14 protein-coding genes are annotated in these 19298 nt (G+C 75.6%); 5 read left to right on the plus strand and 9 right to left on the minus strand.

What is annotated here, in order from left to right; translation table 11 throughout:
• The first annotated feature begins 5 nt into the window (after positions 1–5).
• On the plus strand, positions 6–395 hold the full coding sequence (locus tag XF36_RS22530) for a VOC family protein (protein WP_060713509.1): 390 nt from the start codon (positions 6–8) through the stop codon (positions 393–395).
• Here the strand turns inward: XF36_RS22530 and XF36_RS22535 are convergent.
• Positions 385–1302, minus strand: coding sequence for a LysR family transcriptional regulator (locus XF36_RS22535; RefSeq protein WP_020626315.1), 918 nt, complete (start codon positions 1300–1302; stop codon positions 385–387). The two genes, XF36_RS22530 and XF36_RS22535, sit on opposite strands and share 11 nt — an antisense overlap.
• Positions 1303–1385: 83 nt before the next feature.
• Here XF36_RS22535 and XF36_RS22540 point away from each other — a divergent pair, with 83 nt between their 5' ends.
• The gene (locus XF36_RS22540) at positions 1386–2204 is read left to right on the plus strand and encodes an SDR family NAD(P)-dependent oxidoreductase (protein WP_060713510.1); all 819 of its coding nucleotides are present in this window, start codon (positions 1386–1388) and stop codon (positions 2202–2204) included.
• Between the two features lie 119 nt (positions 2205–2323).
• Positions 2324–3526, plus strand: coding sequence for an acyl-CoA dehydrogenase family protein (locus XF36_RS22545; RefSeq protein ID WP_060713511.1), 1203 nt, complete (start codon positions 2324–2326; stop codon positions 3524–3526).
• Positions 3527–3542: 16 nt separating this feature from the next.
• Here XF36_RS22545 and XF36_RS22550 read toward each other — a convergent pair whose 3' ends face one another.
• A complete protein-coding gene (locus XF36_RS22550) occupies positions 3543–4586 on the minus strand; it encodes an oxygenase MpaB family protein (RefSeq protein ID WP_060713512.1) in 1044 nt (347 codons plus the stop codon).
• Between the two features lie 56 nt (positions 4587–4642).
• Here XF36_RS22550 and XF36_RS22555 point away from each other — a divergent pair, with 56 nt between their 5' ends.
• A complete protein-coding gene (locus XF36_RS22555; protein ID WP_202968433.1) occupies positions 4643–5299 on the plus strand; it encodes a TetR/AcrR family transcriptional regulator in 657 nt (218 codons plus the stop codon).
• Here XF36_RS22555 and XF36_RS22560 read toward each other — a convergent pair.
• From XF36_RS22560 to XF36_RS22580, 5 genes are all read right to left on the minus strand, one after another.
• Positions 5245–5679, minus strand: coding sequence for a rhodanese-like domain-containing protein (locus XF36_RS22560; RefSeq protein WP_060713513.1), 435 nt, complete (start codon positions 5677–5679; stop codon positions 5245–5247). The genes XF36_RS22555 and XF36_RS22560 overlap by 55 nt on opposite strands.
• Positions 5676–6278: a cysteine dioxygenase gene (locus XF36_RS22565; RefSeq protein WP_020626309.1), complete on the minus strand. Its 603-nt coding sequence runs from the start codon at positions 6276–6278 to the stop codon at positions 5676–5678. The genes XF36_RS22560 and XF36_RS22565 overlap by 4 nt, the downstream gene beginning before the upstream one ends.
• Positions 6279–6489: 211 nt before the next feature.
• Positions 6490–12069 carry a SpoIIE family protein phosphatase gene (locus tag XF36_RS22570; RefSeq protein ID WP_145981468.1) on the minus strand — a complete coding sequence of 1860 codons (5580 nt, stop codon included), beginning with the start codon at positions 12067–12069 and terminating at the stop codon, positions 6490–6492.
• Positions 12070–12155: 86 nt separating this feature from the next.
• On the minus strand, positions 12156–13016 hold the full coding sequence (locus tag XF36_RS31800) for an alpha/beta hydrolase (protein WP_060713515.1): 861 nt from the start codon (positions 13014–13016) through the stop codon (positions 12156–12158).
• A complete protein-coding gene (locus tag XF36_RS22580) occupies positions 13016–15349 on the minus strand; it encodes a carboxypeptidase-like regulatory domain-containing protein (protein WP_060713516.1) in 2334 nt (777 codons plus the stop codon). Before XF36_RS22580 ends, XF36_RS31800 begins: the two co-directional genes overlap by 1 nt.
• 253 nt (positions 15350–15602) lie before the next feature.
• On the opposite strand from XF36_RS22580, the gene malQ reads away from it, so the two are divergent.
• Complete coding sequence (gene malQ, locus XF36_RS22585) at positions 15603–17603, plus strand: 4-alpha-glucanotransferase (RefSeq protein ID WP_060714907.1); 2001 nt, start codon at positions 15603–15605, stop codon at positions 17601–17603.
• Positions 17604–17828: 225 nt separating this feature from the next.
• Here malQ and XF36_RS32665 read toward each other — a convergent pair whose 3' ends face one another.
• Together XF36_RS32665 and XF36_RS22595 are read right to left on the minus strand one after the other, a co-directional pair.
• A complete protein-coding gene (locus XF36_RS32665) occupies positions 17829–17996 on the minus strand; it encodes a hypothetical protein (protein WP_168169559.1) in 168 nt (55 codons plus the stop codon).
• A 390-nt stretch (positions 17997–18386) separates the two neighbouring features.
• The gene (locus XF36_RS22595) at positions 18387–19265 is read right to left on the minus strand and encodes a diacylglycerol/lipid kinase family protein (protein WP_060714908.1); all 879 of its coding nucleotides are present in this window, start codon (positions 19263–19265) and stop codon (positions 18387–18389) included.
• Positions 19266–19298: the final 33 nt, after the last annotated feature.

Consider the following 19298-nt stretch of genomic DNA (forward strand, 5'->3'; position numbering starts at 1 on the left):
CGACCATGACCGATGCGCCGATCGCCATGTTCCGTCTCTTCGCACTCGACTGCCCGGACCCGATGGAGCTCGCCCGGTTCTACTCGGCGCTCACCGGCTGGCCGGTGAGCGGTCCCACCGACGCCGACCCGGACTGGGTCGAGCTCGACCCGGGTGGGACGGCCGCCACGCTGGCGTTCCAGCAGATCTCCGAGGGGGAGTTCACCCCGCCCGAGTGGCCCGGGCAGGTGCGCCCGCAGCGCGGGCACGTCGACTTCGTCGTGCCCGACCTCGACGCCGGGGAGGCCGCGGTGCTGGCGATCGGGGCGCGCAAGCACGACGTCCAGCCCGCGCAGGCGAGCTTCCGGGTGTTCCTCGACCCGATCGGGCACCCGTTCTGCCTGGTCAAGGAGTAGCGGGCGCACCCAATGCCGCCGCCTCCTCCCGGATCGCCCGCACGAGAGCCGAGGCGGCGCCCGACGGCGCGCCGGCGGTGACCGCGAGCAGCGCACGGTCCGGCACGACCGGGTTGCGCACCGGGATCCAGCGCACGTCGCGCGGCACCGAGTCCGCGGCCAGGCCGGGCACCACGGTGACGGCCAGCCCGGCGGCTACCAGCCCGAACCGGGTCGCCCAGTGGCGCGCCTCGTAGCCGATGTGCGGCTCGGACAGGCCCGGCCACGCGCCGAACTGCGGCTCGCCGGCCGGGCCCGCTCCGGCCACCCAGGTCTCGCCGACCAGGTCCTCCACGTCGAGCACGTCCCGGTCGGCGAGCCGGTGCGCCCGGCCGACGGCGACTCCCGAGCCACGGGGGACGTGCAGCGTCTCGGCACGCAGGCCGTCGAGGTCCGGCGCGGGGAGCCCGTCGCCCACCGCGACCACCGCCACCTCCACCTGTCCGGCACGCAACCGTCGCACCTGGACCGGGCTCGCCGCCTCCTGCAGGGCGACCCGCAGGCCAGGGTGCCGGGCACGCGTCCTGGCGACGGCCCTCGGCAGCAGCACCGCCGTCGCCGTCGGGAACCCCGACGCCACGAGACTCCCGGCGAAGCGGTCGCGCACTCCGGCGACCTCCTCGAGCGCCCCGTCGAGCTCGGCGAGCACCCGGCCCGCCCGCCGGACGACGACCTCACCGGCGGCCGTCGGCCGCACCCCGCGCGGCAACCGCTCGAACAGCTCCGAGCCCGCGGCCGCCTCCGTGGCCGCGACCTGCCGGGACACCGCCGACTGCGTGTACCCGAGCACGGTCGCCGCGCCGCTGAACGAGCCCTGCCGGGCCACCTCGAACACGGTCCGCAACCCGGCGACGGTCAGCTCGGCCATGAGTCGATGGTATGCGGTCTGCTCATGTCTGTTGTGCACAGGTCTCGCTTGTCGCATGTGCTGGAGCGACGCACGCTGGACCCATGACGAACGACAAGGTGTGGTTCCTGACCGGCGCGTCGCGGGGCTTCGGGCGCCTGTGGGCCGAGGCCGCGCTGCGGCGCGGTGACCGGGTCGCAGCGACGGCGCGGGACGCGCGCACGCTCGACGGCCTCGTCGCCGCCCACGGCGACGCCGTGCTCCCGATCTCGCTCGACGTCACCGACCGCCCGGCGGTGATCGACGCCGTCCGCCGGACCGTCGAGCACTTCGGCCGGCTCGACATCGTCGTGAACAACGCGGGGTACGGGCACTTCGGTGCCGTCGAGGAGCTGAGCGAGGACGAGATCCGTGCGCAGATGGAGACCAACTTCTTCGGCGGGCTGTGGGTGCTGCAGGCCGCCCTGCCCGTCCTCCGCCGCCAGCGCAGCGGACATCTCGTCACCGTGACGAGCGAGGGTGGCGTCCGCGCGTTCCCCGGGATCGGCGCGTACCACGCGTCGAAGTGGGCGGTGGAGGGGCTCACGCAGTCCCTCGCAGGCGAGGTCCGCGAGCTCGGGATCCGCGTCACGAACGTCGAGCCCGGCCCGTACGCGACAGGGTGGCTCGACGCCACCCGGCACAGCGCGCCGCAGCCTGACTACGACCACGTCCGGGACTCCGCGGGGACCTTCGACGTCGGGGAACCGGAGGCGACGGTCCCCGCGCTGCTCGCCGTCGTCGACGCCGAGGACCCGCCGCTGCGGGTGTTCTTCGGCCGCTCGTTCGAGGCCGTCCGAGCGCAGTACCTGGCACAGATCGCGGAGTGGGAGCGCTGGCAGGACGTGGCCCTGGAGGCGTTCGGGCCGGTCCGGGCCGGCTGACCGGTGCGGGGCGGTCGCCCACACCGGTGCCGGAAACCGTTCGCCACCGCACGGATCCGGCGGGGCCGGCGGATCGGTGTGAGGATCAGGTCTCCGTCGACGGCGAGGGGCCCGCGATCATGACCGCACCGACCACCCCGTACACCGAGCTGGGCGAGGCCCTGGGCACCGACTTCTTCTCGGTGCGCGACCAGTTCACCGACGAGCAGTGGCAGCGCTTCGCCGACACCCGCACGTTCGTCGACTCCGAGGTCCTCCCCGACATCAACGACTACTGGGAGCGCGCCGAGCTGCCCTGGCACCTGTTCCGGCGGCTGCCGGAGCTCGGGGTCGTCGGCGAGGACATCCAGGGCTACGGGGCGGCCGGGATGAGCCCGCTCGCGCTCGGCCTCGTGCACGTGGAGCTGCACCGCGGCGACGGCTCGCTCGGCACGTTCCTCGGGGTGCACGCGGGCCTGGCGATGAAGGCGATCGCGATGTGCGGCTCGGAGGAGCAGAAGCAGCGCTGGCTGCCGTCGATGTCGACCATGGACTCCCTCGGCGCGTTCGCGCTGACCGAGCCGATGCACGGCTCGGACTCGGTCGCGCTGGAGACCACCGCGACCCGCGACGGCGACCACTGGGTGCTGCGCGGGTCCAAGCGCTGGATCGGCAACGGCAGCGTCGCGGACCTGGTGGTCGTGTGGGCGCGCGACACCGACTCCGGGGAGGTGCTCGGGTTCGTCGTCGAGACCCCGGCGGAGGGATACCGTGCCACCGTCATCCCGGGGAAGGTGTCGCTGCGGGCGCTCTGGCAGGCCGACATCGAGCTGGACGGCGTCCGGGTGCCGGAGGAGAACCGGCTGGCGCGGGCCCGGACGTTCGCCGACTGCGCCGCGGTGCTGGCGACCACCCGGGGCACCTGCGCCTGGATGGCGCTGGGCCACGCGACCGCCGGCTACGACGCCGCCCTGCGCTACGCCCTGGAACGCGAGCAGTTCGGCAAGCCGCTGGCGAGCTTCCAGATCGTGCAGCAGCGGCTCGTCGCGATGCTCGCCGACCTGACCGGCATGCAGCTCTACTGCGTGCAGTCCGCGCGCCTGGCCGAGGCGGGGAAGCTGTCCCCGACCGTCGCGGGGCTGGCGAAGATGCACAACACCCGGACCGCCCGCAAGATCCTCTCGGAGGCGCGGGACCTGCTGGGTGGCAACGGCATCCTGCTGGAGCACCACGTCGTCCGGCACTGGGCCGACATCGAGGCGATCCACACCTTCGAGGGCACCGAGACGATCCAGACCCTCATCGTGGGCCGCGACGTGACCGGGATCAGCGCGTTCACCTGATCCCGGCGGGCGCAGGTCAGGCGGGCAGGTCGCGCGGGCCGGGCTTCTCGCGGCCGAACCGGCGGGCCAGGTCGGCCTCGACACGGCGGTCCGAGCGCCGCTCCAGCCACCGCCGCCCCCGGGCCGTCCGCGCGACGAGCAGCGACTCGACCAGGGTGCCCGCGAGCTGCGGGCCTGCCGGGGTGACCTCGCCCTGGGCCAGCACGATGTGGTGGTTGAACGCGTTCTGCTCGCGCTCGGTGTCGAACAGCCAGTCGTCGTCGACGCCGATGAGCCACCCGACGTAGCGCCACAGGTGCATGATCGCGGCGCCGTCGGCGCGCGGGACGTGCCGTCCGAGCAGGCGGCAGCCGAGAATCGCGGTGCTGTTGAACAGCCCGAGCGTGGCCGCGGCGTCGGACTGGTTGATCGGCAGACCGTGGGTGTCGACGTCGTAGCGGTCGCCGCGTTCGAACCGCTCCGCAACGAGCGCGTGCATCGCACGCACCTGCAGCGTGGCCGCCCAGCCCTCCCCACCGGCCTCCATGCCGCCGGGGCGGCTGACGGCGAACGCCCACGCCTGGGTCTCGCCGAGGCGTCGCATCGCGCCGGCGCCGGTGAGCCCGCCGGTGCGGACGAGCAGCTCGGTGGGGCCGCCGTAGCGGTATCCGCCGATCAGCGACAGGCTGAGCAGCACGTCGTCGCGGCTGCGGCCGAGCCTGCGGTAGGCGCGGGCGCCGCGTTCGAGCAGGTCCCGGTCGAGCCAGTCCGGGTCCGGGGTGACGGCGGCGAAGAAGTCCCGCAGCGCGGGCGGCGCGTCGGCCGGCGCGGCACCCGCGGCGAGCGCGGTGTGCAGGGCGCGCATGGTCACCCGCTGCGGGTCGTCGCGGTCGCGACCCATCGCGCGGGCCAGGGCGGCGCCGGTCTCGTCACGGGTGAGCGTCCGGCGGCCGATCTCGGCCAGCAGTGCCGGGTCGGGGTCGCGGACCCCGACCACCAGGCCGAGCGGACGGGCGATGCGCGCCGCGCGTTCGGGCGCACTGTGGAAGCGTCGCGGGGCGACGGGCGGCTCCGCCAGCATGGACGAATGCTGACACGAGCAAATGCTCGCTTTCAACGCGCGTTCCGGGACGCCCGGTGACCGCCCGCCGGGCCCAGCGCCGCGAGCCGCGACAGGAGCGGTCCCGGGCGATGGTGGAGCGGATCGTCGCCGCGGGCCGGGAGGTACTGGTCACCCGCGGGTACGACGGCGCGTCGACGAACCGGATCGCGGCCGTCGCCGGGGTGTCGCCCGGGTCGCTCTACCAGTACTTCCCGGACAAGGACGCGGTGCTCACCGAGGTGCTGGACCGCTACCTCGACGCGATGGAGGCTCGCGTCTCGCGCGCGTTCGTCGACTCGGTCGCCACGGCCGGGCCGGGCGCCGGGACCGCCACGGCGGTGCGCGCGACGCTGGACGCGCTGCTCGACACGTTCGGCGAGGAGCCGGACCTGCTGCGGGTGATCGTCGAGCAGCTGCCGCGCTCCCCCGGCGGGCGCCGTGCCGCGTTCGCCGGCCGGATCGACGACCTGGTCACGACGGTGCTGCCGACCCGCGGGGCCGGGGACACCGACGCGGCGCGGGCCGCGGCGTGGACGGTCGTGCGGACCGTCGAGCACCTGACCACCGGCTACGTGCTGGAACGGCCGGGGTTCGCGCGGGAGGTCGTCGTCGACGAGCTGACCGCGCTGGTGGCGGGCTACCTGGACGCGCACCTGTCCGGTGGGCGGGTGGCGTCCGACGGGCCGTCCTGACCGGGCTCGACCGGGAGTCCGGCCGCGGCCCAGGCGCGGAACCCGCCGTCGACGTCGGTCGCCCGGTGCAATCCGATGTCCTGCAGCGACGCGGCGGCCAGACTGGAGCTGTAGCCCTCCGAGCAGAACAGCACCCAGGTGACGTCGTGGTCGACGGCCTCGGGGAGGCGGGCGTCGGAGGTCGGGTCGAGCCGCCACTCCAGGTGGTTGCGCTCGATCACCAGCGCGCCGGGGATCTGCCCCTCCTCGCGGCGCTGCCAGCCCGGCCGGGTGTCGACCAGGTGCGCCCCGGCGGCGGCGAGCTCCGCAGCGCGCGGCGGGGTGGGTCGGTCGAGCCAGGCGCGCGCGGCGACGAGCAGGTCGGCGACGGTGCGGCTCATCCGACACCCTGCCCGGGTTCGACGAGCTCGGTGCGGGTGCGGCGCAGGCGGTGGTGCCCGGTGGTGCCCGCGACCTCCTCGACGTCGTAGTACGACATCGCCGACAGCGGCGGCGAGTAGGCGTGCACGCTCACCGCGGGGGCCTCGGCGGTGTTCGCGACGTCGTGCACGTGGCCCAGCGGGAACCCGGCGCCGCGGCCGTGGCGCAGGGTGCGTGTGCGCAGCCCGGACGGGCCGCTCCAGCGGCGCTCGGTCAGCGAGCCCGACACCACGGTCAGCGCGCCGAGCGAGCCGGCGTGGTCGTGCAGCTCCGCGATCTGCTCGGTGGCCCAGCTGATCAGCCAGACGTCGACGAAGCCGTCACTGCGCAGCAGCCGGTACCAGCGACGGTCCGGGTCGACGACGACCTCGTGCTGCCCGGCGCGCACCTCGGCGGCGATCTCGCGGGTCAGCTCCTGCAGGTCCTCGAGGCCGTACGGGGTGGGCGCGGTGACGGGCCGCGCGTGCGGGACACGCGGCCGGGGGCGGGCGGGACCGTGCCCGGGACGGGTCGAGCGGGGAACGGACAGACCGGTGGGCACGGAGGCAGGCGCGGACACGGGAGTACTCCAGGGAGAGGTCGAGCGAGCGTGGTCGAGGAACTCAGCTCGGGCGACAGCCCTGGTCGAAGTGGTCGGCGCGACGGGTCCCCCACAGGGGTCCGAGGGTCGCTGCCTGACTCATGTCCCGCATGCCATCACAGCGACGGGCACCGTTTCAACCCGCCGTCCGACCCGCGGGAGGACCCCGCGGGTGTCCGGACAGGTCGGGTCAGGCGCCGTCGTCGTCGGACATGCCGATGACGGTGTCGAGACCCGACAGGACCAGCGAACGACGGGCCTGGCTGCCGGCGGGCGCGACGAGGGTCAGCGCGGCCCCTCCTGCCCGCATCCGGCGCGCGACCTCCGACAGCAGGGCTATCCCGGCGCTGCTGACGAACGCCTCACCGGGCAGGTTCAGGGTGATCGGCAGCCCGCGGTCGACGTGCTCCATCAGCGGGGCCCGGATCGCCGAGACCCCACCGAGGTCGAGGTCGCCGACGATCCCGATCCGCACGCCGTGCGCGTCCGGGACGGCACGCAACCGGGCGCGGACGGTGCCGCCGCCACCCTCGCCGGACGAGGTGTCGTCCCGGTCGCGGTCCGGTTCGGGCTCCCCGGCGACGAACTCCACCGGCGGGCCCGCGCCCGGGGTGCCCACCTCGACCGGGATCGCGGGCAGCAGGAACCGCACGGTGGTGCCGGAGTCCGACGCGTCGATGTGCACGTCCCCGGCGAGCTCGCGGATGAGCGCGATGCCGCGGCCGCGGTAGCCGGGGTCGGCCGGCGGGGGCCGCCAGCGTCCGCCGTCGGTGACGCGCACCGCGACCGAGCCGTCCGCGGTCAACGCCAGGTCGACGTCGACGCCGGCGCGCCCGTCGGTGTCCTCGGGCAGGTAGGCGTGCTCGATGGAGTTGGTGGCGGCCTCGCCGACGGTCAGCTGCAGGTCGCTGACCGCGTCCGGGCCCATCCCGCACCGCGCGGCCCAGGCCGCCACCGCGCGACGCAGCGGGGCGAGCCGTTTCGGGTCGGCCTCGATCGCGATCCGCAGCGGCGGCGGCATCAGCCGCGCGACGACGACGACCGTGTCGTCCGGGACGACCATCCCCTCGGACATCCGGTGCAGCAGCGTGTCCGCCATGTCGCGGGGCTGCGCGGCGGACAGCTCGTCGAACGCCGCGGACAGCCGGGCCAGGCCGTCGTCGATGACCTCGTCACGGCGTTCGAACAGACCGTCCGAGCAGAGCAGGATCGTCTCGCCGGGTTCCATCCGGTCCACGGCCTCGGGGAACGGGGGCCGACCCGAGATCCCCAGCGGCACGCCGCGGCCCTCGGACAGGGTCCGCACCCCGTCCGGGCCGGCGACCAGCGGCGGGGGGTGCCCGGCGCTGGCGTAACGCATCTCGCCGGACCCGGTGTCGATCGTCGCGATGGCCACGGTGCTGGCCATCGCGCCGCGCACCCGCAGCGCGTACTGGTCGAGCTGCTCGAGGGCCCGCGCCGGGGGCTGGCCGTTGACCAGGTTCGACGCGACCGCGGACCGCAGCTGCCCCATCACCGCGGCCGCCGCCGGGCCGCGGCCGACGACGTCGCCGACGACGAGCGCCACCAGGTCGTCGCCGAGGTCCAGGACGTCGAACCAGTCGCCACCGGCCTCGGTGCCCTGGGTGCCGGGGCGGTAGCGGGTGGCCAGCGACAGCCGTTCGATGTCGGGCAGTCGCTGGGGCAGCAGGCTGCGTTGCAGGGTGACCGCGACCTCGTGCTCCGCCTGGTGCAGCTGGGCGCGGACGATCGCCTGCGCGCACTGGTTGGCGAGTGTGAGCACGAAGCTGCGCTGTTCGGGGGTGAACACCGGCTCGACCGGGAACCGCAGCCCGATGACGCCGATCGGGCGGGCCGCGACCATCAGCGGCACCGCGGTCTGCACCGGGTAGCGCCGGACCTCGCCCTCGACGGGCTCGCCGGCGTTCCAGATCGGCTCGCCGCTGCTGACGGCGCGGCTCAGCGGGTGCGCGCGGCCGGGGGTGCGCATCGGCGGGCCGTCGGCCGGCCAGCCGGACTCGCGCAGCAGCGAGAGCGTGCCGCCCTCGTCGACCACGAGCACCGCGACCGCCTCGGCCCCGATCGAGATCCGGCCGTGCTCGACGACGACCTCGGCGACCGACTCCAGGTCGGTGGCCCTGGCCAGCCCGGTCGCGACCGCGCCGAGGCGCTCGGCGAGCCGGCGGGCCTCGGTCTCGGCCTCCAGCATCGAGGCCCGGTCCAGCGCCTGCGCGGCGAGCTCGGCGACGGCGACGGCCGCCTCCTTGTCCGCGTCGGACAGCCGTCGTTCGGTCAGCATGGCGACCGCGAGGACCCCGAGCGAGCGCCCACCGGCGACGAGCGGCAGGTAGCCGATGGTCTGGGCGTGGTCCGGTGCGATGCCGATGGCCGCGGGGTAGCGCGTCGCCCACTCGTGCGCAGTGGTGAACCACAACGGCTCGTGCCCGGACAGGACCTCGGTGAACGCCAGCGGCGCGTCGGTCCGGATCCGGGCGGCCCGCTGCCACATGTCGCGGTCCCAGCCGTGCCCGGTGAGCGCCTGCAGCCACTCGCCCCGGACCTCCCAGAGTCCGGCGTGGTCGGCGGCGAGCAGGTCGACGATGTGGTCGGCGGCGATGGCGGCGACCTCACCGGGGGTCGCGGCGGCCGACATCTTGGCGGTGGCCCGGTGCAGCAGGCCCAGGCGCTGGGCCGAGGCGCGTTCCTGCTCCAGCAGGCGGGCGTTGTCGACGGCCAGCCCGGCCCGGCGGCCGATCTCGGACAGCAGGTCCAGGTCGTCGTCGGTGTAGGGGTCGCCGGTCTCGGTGCGGACGACGGTCAGCACGGCGCTGGTGCGGCCGCGAGCGGGCAGCGGCACGACCATCACCGAGGTCATGCGCAGCCGGGTCCAGGCCCGGCGCTGGGTGGGTGCGAGCCGGCTCAGGACCTCGTCGAGGTGGGCGGCGTCGAGGATCTCGGGACGGCCGTCGTCGGCGGCGGGGACCAGCGGGGCGAGCCGCCACAGCGAGGGTTCCAGTGCCGAGCGCTCCGCAGCCACGGCGAGGGTGCCGGTTCCGGTGACCGCGTCGCCGTCGTGGACGACCGCGATGTCGGCGAGCCGGTCCTCGACGACGGCCCGGACGAGCTGGTCCGTGCGTCCGGTGCGCGTGATCTCCCGTTCCAGGGACTCGGCGACCTCGGAGTAGATGCGGTGCCTGCGCTGCTCACGGTGCTGGACGTCGATGTCGAGACAGCCGCCGACGTAGCCCGCGGAGCGTTCGCCGTCGCGCACGGGAGCGCCCCGGTCGAGCACCCAGCGGTAGCGGCCCGCCCGGTCCAGGAGCCGATACTCGACCTCGAACGGCGCGTGCGCGCGGGCGGCGGCGGAGGTCACCGAGCGGTAGCGCTCGCGGTCGTCGGGGTGGATGCGGCGGCGCCAGTCGTGGCCCAGCTCCTGCGCGGCGTCCTCGACGCCGGTGAAGTCCAGCCAGCCGCGGTTGACGAACAGCCGGTGCCCGCCGGGGTCGTCGACCCAGATCAGCGCCGGGGTGGAGTCGGCCATGGCGCGGAACTGCAGCTCGGCGGCCCGCCGGACCCGGCCGAGATGCAGGTGGTTCGCGACCCGCGCGAGCAGCTCGCGGGCGGAGAACGGGCGGACCAGGTAGTCGTCGGCGCCGGCGGCGAAGCCCTCGACGGCGGCCTCCTCCCCGGCCCGCGACGACAGCAGCACGACCGGCACCCCGACCGTGCGGGGGTCCGACCGCAACGCCCGCAGGAGCTCGATGCCACCGTTGCCGGGCAGCGCCGCGTCCGCGACGACCAGGTCCGGCGGGTCGGTGCGGGCGGACTCCAGCGCGGCCGAGCCGTCGGCGACGACCCGCACGGTCCAGCGTTCGGTGAGCAGGTCGCGCAGGTAGCCACGCATCTCGCGGTCGTCGTCGACGACGAGCACCCGGTCGCGGTGGTCGACCTCCAGCCCGTCGACGACCGACCCGTCCACCGAGCGGCCGCGGGCGAGGACCGGCGGGACGTCGGCGGGCTCGTCGGGCAGCCAGCGCAGCGCCTCCGCGACGTAGGGCGCGGCGAGCTGCGGAGCGGATCGGGACCCGACCCGGGCACGGACGAGGCGTTCGGGGGGCAGGTGGGCGAAGCCCAGCGGCAGCCGCACGGTGAACGTGCTGCCCGCGCCGGGGTCGCTGGTCACGCCGATGGTGCCGCCGTGCAGGCGGACCAGCTGGCGGATCAGCGGCAGGCCAAGGCCGCTGCCGTCGCCGCTGCGGCCGTGCCGCCGGGTGGGCCGGTGGAAACGGTCGAACACCGCCTCCAGCTCGCCGTCCTCGATGCCGGCGCCGGTGTCGGAGACCCGCAGCACGACCTGTTCGCCGTCCTGGGCGAGGTCGACCGTGACGCCGCCGTCGCGGGTGTACTTGACCGCGTTGCTGAGCAGGTTGAGGACGACCTTCTCCCACGCGTCGCGGTCGACCCAGACCGGGCGGACCTGCGGCGGGCAGGACACCGTCAGCGCCAGCCCGGCCCGTTCGACGACGGGGGCGAACGCGTCGACCAGCGCCGCGGTGGTGGCGCCGATCTCGGTGGGGGCGAACAGGCCGTCGTACCTGCCGGTCTGCAGGGCGGAGACGTCCAGCAGACCGTCGACGAGCTTGAGCATCCGCTGCGCGTTGCGCTGCGCGAGCTCCACCTGGGTGCGGACGGCGGCGTCGTCGTTGTCGCGCAGCCGCTCCAGCGGTCCGAGGACGAGGGTCAGCGGGTCACGGAGCTCGTCGCCGAGACCGGCGTAGTACTCGGCACGGGCCTGCTCGACCAGGCCGGCGTCGTCGCGCCGGTCGCGCTCGCGGTCGCGGGCGAGCGCGGCGGTCAGCAGGCCGCCGATGGTGCCCGCGATCAGCCGCAGGAACGAGCGGTGGTCGTCGTCGAGCGGGAGCAGCGGCGGCGCCCCGATGACGACGGCGACGCCGGTCGACCCGTCGGGGGTGTACACCGTGGCCCGCACGACGTCGGTGACCGGGACACCGTCGTTGCCGTGGACCTCGACCGGGTCGACGGCGAGGAACTCGACGTCGGTGGCGCGGTCGGAGCCGAGGCCGTCCGGGAGCCAGTCCGCGGGCGGCGCGTCGATGCGGACGGTGGCCAGTGGGCCGGGGTCGGCGCCGATCGCCGTCACGACGGCGCAGCCGACGTCGTCGGGCAGGTCGGTCAGGACCGTGCAGAGCCGTTCGACGGCGATGTCGAGGGTCGGGGCGTCACGGGACACCTCGCCGAGCGCGGCCAGGATCGTCATGCGCCGGCCACCGACCACCTGGGCCGTGGACTCGGCGGTGAAGACGATCAGACCCCGGACGTCGCCGTCGGGGCCACGGACGGGGGTGGCGGAGTAGGTCCACCACGTCGCCTCCGGCACGTCCCACCGCCGCAGCACCAGGCGGTCGTCGCGCCGGTAGATGCCGTCGCGCCGGCCGCCGAGCAGCTCCTCCAGAACGCCGGAGAGATGAGCGAAGGCCTCGGGCCAGGCGTCGCGCAGCGGTCTGCCGAAGCCCCCGGGATGACGCAGGCCCGCGTGCGGGACGAACTCGTCGTTGTAGAACACGACGAGCTCGGGTCCCCACCACGCGACGAGCGGCTGGCGGCTCTCCAGGATGAACCGGATGGTGTCCTCGAGCTCGCGGTCCCAGGTGTCGCGCGCGCCGAGCGGGGTCGCCGACCAGTCGATCGTCGCCAGCAGGTCGCGGACGGGGACGCACTCGTCCTCCGTCCGCCGGTCGAACCGATCCACCGTGCGCGCCACCCCGTTCTGCCGTTCCGGCCCCAGGATCGCACCACCGGGGCCGATCCGGCGCGGTGAGGCTGGGATCGCTCGGGTCAGGTCACCCGACGGGCCGCGTCGCGGTGCCGGTCGAGCCAATCCCGCAGGTCCGCGAGCGGGGCCGCCCTGCCCGGTTCGTGGTAGATCTCGTGCCAGAAGTCGTCGTACCAGAGCACGGTGGTGTCTGCGGACCCGGAGCGCTCGTCGAGCAGCCGGGTGCCCGCCGGGTCGGTGAGCCGGTCCGCGGTGCCGTGCTGCACGAGCAGCGGGATCCGCAGCTCGGCGGCCCGGACGGGCAGCTCGGCCATCTGCCGGTAGATCTCCGCGCCGAGGGCGAGTGTGGGGCGGCCGTGGTGCACGAGCGGGTCGGCGTCGTAGTCGGCGACGACGGCCGGGTCCGAGCTGATCGCGGACGTGTCGATCCCGACCGGGCGGACCGTGGGCAGCACCTTCGCGACGACCGACAGCAGCGGGACGAGCGCGGCCGGGACGGCGTCGGAGGCCAGCGCGGGAGCGGACAGCACGAGTCCGTCGAGGCGGTTCTGGTGGCGCAGCGCGTAGGCGAGCGCGATCTGGCCGCCGAGGCTGTGCCCGAGCAGGAACACGGGGATGCCGGGGTGGCGGGCGATCGTCTCGCGACGGAACGTCTCGAAGTCGGTGAGCAGGTCGTCGTAGCGGCGGACGTGCACCCGGGTGCCGCCGGAGCGGCCGTGGCCGCGGTGGTCGAGGCCGTACACGGCCCAGCCGTCGGGGACCAGGGTGTCGACGACGGTGGCGTAGCGGCCGGAGTGCTCGCCGATGCCGTGACTGACGAGCAGGACGCCGGTCGACTCCTCGGCGGGGAGGCGGCCCTGCCAGAACAGCTCGATGCCACCGACGCCGGGGAGCCGGCCGTGGACCTCCGTGGTGCCGGTCATCAGCCCGCCAGGTCGTGCCGCACGTCGTCGCCGGCGACGAGCTCGACCTCCACGCCAGGGCCGTCGCCCGCGGTGAGCAGGTAGCGGCCGGGGTCGAGGTCGGTGAGGCGGTAGGTCCCGTCCGCCGCGGCGGTCGACGAGGCGACCGGGTCGCCGTCCTGGGAGAGCACGACGACGGTGCCCGCGGGCGCCGAGCCGTGAACGGCGGCGGCGGCGACCAGGCGCAGCGCGGGCAGCACTGTCGTGCCGGTGGTGCCGGCCTGGTCGTCGCCGACGGTGCAGGTGGCGACGCCGGGCAGGTACCCGTCGGCACGGGCGACGACGACGAACGCCCCGGCGCCCGGCGCCGTGACCTGCGCCGTCCCGTCGGCGTCGGTGGTCGCGGAGCCGAGGGGCCCGCCGGAGCGGTCGCGCAGCGCGACCTCGGCGCCGCGCAGCGGGGCGTCGGTGGCGTCGACGACGCGGACCTCGACGTCCTGCGGCGCGGAGCCCGGTACGACCGTCGACGGCCCGGGGCCGGTCCGGGGAACGGACAGGGCCACGTCCTCGGCGCGGTCGGGGCGGACGGCGGTGGTCGGGCCGGCGTGCACGGGGGCCTCCTCGGCCTCCGGGGCGGTCGTGGACCGCTCCGGGGTGGTGGGGTCCGGGGTCGAGGCCTCGGCCTGCGGGTCCTGCTCCTGCAGTCCCTGCTCCTGCGGCTCCTGCTCCTGTGGTCCCTGCTCGTGCGGCTCCCGGTGGAGCGGGGCCGGGGCGGTCGTGTCGGCCGCGGTGGCGGCGACCGGGGTGTCGTCGGCGGTCGTGCCGTCCCCCGTCGGGCCGTCCCCCGTCGAGCCGTCCCCCGTCGAGCCGTCTCCCATCGGTCCTCGAACAGGGGCGACCTCGGGGGCCGCGGTGTCGTCGAGAGCCGCGGTGTCATCGGGAGCCGTGGGGGCGTCGGCGGTGTCCTCCGCGTTGTCCTCTGTGGGGCCGCTGTCGGCCGCGGACGTCCCGCGCAGCGACGGGGCGAGGTGCCGCGGTCCACTCCCCGGACGCGCGGACCTCAGGACCCGCGGGGCGGGCCGGGGCGGCGGCTCGGGGTTGTCGCCGGTCTCGCGCGCGACGCGACCGCCGGCGGCCGCGAGCCCGATCGACGGGATCCGGCTCACCGGGGAGGTGTCGGTGGCGGTCTCGGGCGCGCCGGCCTGCTCGGGGACGCGGCCCGCCCAGGTGTGCGGGGTCGAGATGCGGTCCCGGGCCTCGCGGAACTCCCGCTCGGTGTCCGGGTCGGCCGGGGCGCGCACCGACGTGCGCTCCGACGGGAGTGCCGTGACCCGCCGGACCAGGTCCGGGTCGAACGGTGCGCGGGAGTGGGCCGTAGTGGCGGGCTGGGCGCCGTCGACCTCGTCGTCGCCCTCCTCGCCGGCCTTGTCGTCGGCGGCCTTCTCGTCAGCGGACTTCTCGCCAGTGGCCTTCTCGTCGGCTGCGGCGCCAGCGGCGGCAATCCCCGCGGCGGCGGCCCCGGCGGACGCGGCGACCTCGGTGTCCTCCGAGGACGCGGCGGCGGGCTCCCCGGTGGCGGTCGTCGACGTGTCCCCGACGACCGCGGTCCCGGAGGTGGGCGCGCTGATGTCCGGCGCCGAGCTGTCCGGGCCCGGGCCGCCGGCCACGGTCACCTCGTCGGCGGCGCGGGCGGCCGGGTCCGCGACGGCCCGTCGCCGCACGAACGGCGTCGGGGCCGGGGTCCGCCGGACCGGTGCCGGCTCGACGGGCTCGAGCGGCTTGCCGTCCTTGAACCCGCGCGACCAGGGCGGGCCGACCGGCCCGGCGCTCACGTCGGGGGTGACCCGCGGGACCGCCGGCAGCTCGTCGGTGGGGTCGGCCGCGCCGACCGCCTCGGTGATGTCGGGTGCCGACGACGAGGGGCCGACCTCCTCCACGGTGTCCGCGACGGCGGGGGTCCGTGGACGTTCCTCCCGCGGGCCGACCACGGCGACGGGTGTGGTCGCGGAGGCCGCGTCACCGGGACCGTCGTCCACCGCGGCGGCAGCCCCGGCGTCCGCACGGTCCGTGGGCTGCTCCTCGTCGGCCCCGGGCTCCGGCAGGTCCTCGTCCACCGGGGACACCGGGGAAGGGGACGCGGGGGGTGCCGGCGACGGGTCGGGCGCGGGCCTGCGCGACCCGTCGTCGAGGCCGCGGGCGCGGCGGTCGACGAGATCAGCGACGGTGCGCGGACGGTCCTCTTCGGACGACGCGACGTCGTCCTCCCGGCCCCGTCCCCACCGCAGGAACCCGGCGATCCCGACGGCCACCAGCACCACCACCACAACCAGCCCGAGCAGGGCCCACGTCGACATCTCGAAGTCCTCCTGCCGGACCTGCGCGAACCGTCGTCCACGACACGGTGCGGCCCAGGAGGAGGTGCCCGTCGCCGGGCCCCGCTGCCCCGCCGGTCACGGTGACCCGCTCGGCGCATCCGGCGACGCACCGTAGCACCGCGGACCCCCTGACCGGGGGTGAGCGGAGGCGGCCCGCGTGTCGGTCACCGACGTTGCCCGTCTCACCCCGTGCGGCCGGGCCGGACGGCTGCTCATCCGCCAGGATCGACCCATGACCAGCGACCCGGTGACCCCCGAGCTCGCCGAGATCGCCGACGCCCACGGCGTCGCGACCTCGTACCTCGACGGCAGCAGGACCGAGCAGCGGATCGACGCGGAGGTGGTCCGCACCGTCCTCGGGTTGCTGGAGGTCGACGTCGCCTCCCCCGACGCGGAACGCGTGGCACTCGCCGGGGCCCGCGAGCGCGCCGGCGCCGGGGCGCTGCCGGCCACGATCGGGCTGCGCAGCGACCGTTCCCGCGCCGTGCCGGGCCGCGGGCGGCTGACCGCCGTCGACGGCCCGCGGGGCGAGCAGGGCTGGGCCCGTGACGTCGACGGCGAGCTCCCCGCCGGGCTGGAGCCGGGCCGCTACGCGCTGGAGACGATGGCTGGGCGGGCCCACGTCGTCGTCGCACCGCCCACACTGCCCGACCCGCCCCGGGCCTGGGGATGGATGCTGCAGCTCTACGCCCTGCACTCGCGCGGGTCGTGGGGCGTCGGCGACCTGGGCGACCTCACCGCGCTGATCCGCGGCGGGCACGGGGCGGGCGCGGTGCTGCTCAACCCGCTGCACGCGATCACCCCGGTGCCGCCTGTGCAGCCCTCGCCGTACACGCCGTCCTCACGCCGCTACGCCACCCCGCTGGCGCTGCGGATCACCGACCTGCCCGCCTACGCGGCCGCCGACTCCGCCACCCGCGCCGAGGTCGACGCGCTGCGTCCGGAGACGACCGGTGACCGGATCGCCCACGACCGCGTGTGGGCGGCGAAGCGGTCCGCGCTGGAGGCGCTGTGGCGCAGCGCTGGCCACCCCGACGGCGATCCCGACGACGACCTGCGCGACTTCGCGACCTACTGCGCCCTCGCCGAGCGCTACGGCGGCCGCTGGTCGCTGTGGCCTGCGGAGCTGCGCCGTCCGGACGGCCCCGGGGTCGCCGCGGCCCGCGAGGAGCTGGCCCCACGGGTTGCGTTCCATGCGTGGGTGCAGCGCCAGGCCGAGGCCCAGCTGGCCGCGGTCCGCGCCGCAGCGAAGGACGCGGGCATGCCGGTCGGGGTCATCCACGACCTCGCCGTCGGCTGCGATCCCGACGGCGCCGACGCGTGGATGCTGCAGGACGTGCTCGCGCTCGACGCGACGGTCGGTGCCCCGCCGGACGCATTCAACCAGCGCGGCCAGACGTGGGGTCTGCCGCCGTGGCGCCCGGACCGGCTCGCCGACACCGGCTACGCCGCGTTCGGCGACATGACCCGCGCGCTGCTCGCGCATGCCGACGGCCTGCGGATCGACCACGTCATGGGGCTGTGGCGGTTGTGGTGGGTACCGTCCGGGCAGACCGCCGACCGCGGCACCTACGTCCACTACGACGCCGACGCGATGCTCGCCGTCCTGCTGCTGGAGGCCCACCGCGCGGGCGCGCTGGTCGTCGGTGAGGACCTGGGCACGGTGATCCCGCGGATCCGCGAGGACATGGCCGAGCGGAACCTGCTGGGCTCGACGGTGCTGTGGTTCTCCCGCGACCCCGACCCCGTGACCGGCGGCGACGACGGTCCGCTGCGCCCGCCGCGCCGCTGGCCCGAGCGGTCGGTCGCGACGATCTCCACCCACGACCTGCCGACCGCGCCCGGGTTCCTGGCCGGCGAGCAGGTGCGGGTGCGCGCCGAGCTGGGGCTGCTCGACGACCCGACGACCGAGGAGGCGAAGGCGGGCGCCGAGCGGGACGAGCTGCTGGCACTGCTGGCCGCGGAGGGGCTGCTCGACTCCCCGGACGAGACCGACGAGGACACGATCGTCGTCGCGCTGCACGCGCTGCTGGCGTCGGCGCCGTCGCGGCTGGTCCTGGCCTCCCTCTACGACGTGCTGGGCGAGATCCGGCAGCCGAACCTGCCCGGCACCGTCGACGAGTACCCGAACTGGCGGATCCCGCTGCCGGTGTCGCTGGAGGACGGACTCGCCGACGACCGGGTCCGCCGCGTCGCCGAGGTGCTGCGCGCCCGGACCGGCGACGACGGCTGACCCGCGGCCCTGGCAGGATGCCGCCCCGATGAGCGTCGAGAACACCTCCGCGGGAATGGACCCGACCGCCGTCGACCTCGTGCGGGCCGACGGCACCGCCGGTGCGCTGTGGCAGGCCTGGACCACCGGCGAGCGGATCGCCGCGCTGCCGGAGCTGCTGCGCCCGCGCAGCCTCGCCGAGGGCTTCAGCGCGCAGCGCAGGCTGTCGGAGCGGGCCGGGCCGTCCTACGGCTGGAAGCTCGCGGCGACCGCGCCCGCCGGGCAGGCCCACATCGGGGTGGACGCCCCGCTGCCGGGGGCGCTGTTCGAGCGGTTCCGGCACTCCCCCGGCGACGTGGTGCCCTCCGACGACCTGCACATGGCCGTCGCCGAGGCGGAGTTCGCGTTCGTCATGGGCGCGGCGGTCGGCGCCGACGCGACCCGCGAGGAGCTCCGGGCCGCGGTCGCCGCCGTGCACGGCGCGGTGGAGCTGCCCGAGTCGCGGTTCACCGACTTCGTCGCGGCGGGGGCGCCGTCGATGCTGGCCGACGCCGCGTGCGCCGGACGGTTCGTGCTGGGCCCGGAGCTGCCCGGTGCCCTCGACCTGGACCTCGCGTCGACCCCGACCACCCTCCGGGTCGACGACGCCACGGCGACCGGCTCCGGCTGGAGGCGGGCACGGTCGTCACCACGGGGACGACGACCACCCCCGTGCCCGTGCACCGCGGCGCCCGGGTCCGGGCGGGCTTCGGCGACGACCTCGGCTCGGTGGAGTTCAGCCTCGCCCCGTGACCGCGCCGGGCGTCAGCGCACGACGTTCAACGCCCCCGCCGCGCAGCGGATGCGGATCGAGGTCCCGGCCTCGACCTCGTCGACCTCGCCGTCGATCTGCACCGGCATCGGCCCGCACGAGGTGAACCGGAAGTCCGATGTGGACGGCCGCCGGCCGAGCCCGGCGAACGCAGCCCGGGCGGCCACCCACAGCTGCTTCCACTTCGGACGGTGCTCCAGCAGCACGACCTCGAACCGGCCGTCGTCGGGACGGCTGGTGGCCGACAGCTCGGCGACCTTCGCCATCTCGCCGATGTTGGCGAAGACCAGGTTGTCGATCCGGCGCCGGTCGCCGCGGGAGAACTCCACCTCGAACGGGATGAACGCCCAGAACGCCCGCACCGTGGTGATGACCTCCCGGATGCTGCCCTTGCCGCCCTTCTCGATCTGCAGCGCGACGACCGGGGTCAGCCCGAACCCGATGTAGGAGTGCGCGTAGCGCGGCGGGTCCTCGTCGCGGTGCATCTCGAGCAGATCCATCGGCTCTGGGCGGCCGTCGAGGATCGCCTCGGCCAGCGGACGAGGTGCGGTGACGCGGTCGTGGTCGTTCGCGTTCCCGGCAGCCAGGACGGCGACCGCGGCGGCGGTGCCCGGCACGTCCATGATCCCGTTGACGACCTCGTTGTAGCCGCCGTCGCCGGACGCCGAGACGATGAGCGGGCGCCCACCGGCGGACGCGGCGTCCCGGGCGATGACCCGGGCGTGCCCGGCGTACTCGGTGGGTACCAGCCGCACGCTCAGCTCGGGCCGGGCGGCGTGGAGCTCGTCGCGCAACTTTTCGGCGAGCACGTCGGCATCCCCGGTACTGCCCGGGTTGAAGACCACCAGCACGGAGTCGATCGGCTCAGCCACGCGCACACCGTAGACGCCTGCGGCCCCGCCACC

The sequence above is a fragment of the Pseudonocardia sp. HH130629-09 genome, from assembly GCF_001294645.1.
Lineage (GTDB): Bacteria > Actinomycetota > Actinomycetes > Mycobacteriales > Pseudonocardiaceae > Pseudonocardia.